Origin of the sequence: Mesorhizobium escarrei, from assembly GCF_935825525.1 — a bacterium.
GTDB lineage: Bacteria > Pseudomonadota > Alphaproteobacteria > Rhizobiales > Rhizobiaceae > Mesorhizobium > Mesorhizobium escarrei.
Genome location: NZ_CAKXZT010000015.1, coordinates 1 through 348, shown reverse-complemented (window position 1 = coordinate 348; position 348 = coordinate 1). Strand labels below are relative to the sequence as shown.

1 protein-coding gene is annotated in these 348 nt (G+C 58.9%); it reads right to left on the bottom strand.

Annotation, left to right across the window (positions count from 1 at the left end; all coding sequences use genetic code 11):
• Positions 1-40: 40 nt before the first annotated feature.
• On the bottom strand, positions 41-214 hold the full coding sequence (locus NMG80_RS01805) for a hypothetical protein (RefSeq protein WP_165034407.1): 174 nt from the start codon (positions 212-214) through the stop codon (positions 41-43).
• Between the last annotated feature and the right edge of the window lie 134 nt (positions 215-348).

Here is a 348-nt window from a genome sequence, read left to right as displayed (position 1 = left end):
CGACTGACGGATATAGACGAAGGCACTGCGCGCAAGATGCTCAGCTGTGATCTTGTTCATCTGCGATCCCCCCGTTTGCCAGAGCCATCGCGATCTCGCGCAGCAGCGTCTCCACCAGCATCGTCAGCTCGATCTCCTGTGCCCGCGTCAGCACAACGCTTGGCTCGCCTTCTTCGAACAGGCTTGGCTGGGGACTTTCGAATTGGCGCTTCATTGCGATCTTTCTCCATCGTTGAGTCGGACTGGAGAAATCCTAAAAGCGCATCGATCTCGGCGCGCAGGGATTGCAAGGTCCCAAGGGAAAACCGTGGCTCAGCCGATAGCGTGAAGTGCGTCGCCGCCTCGCGC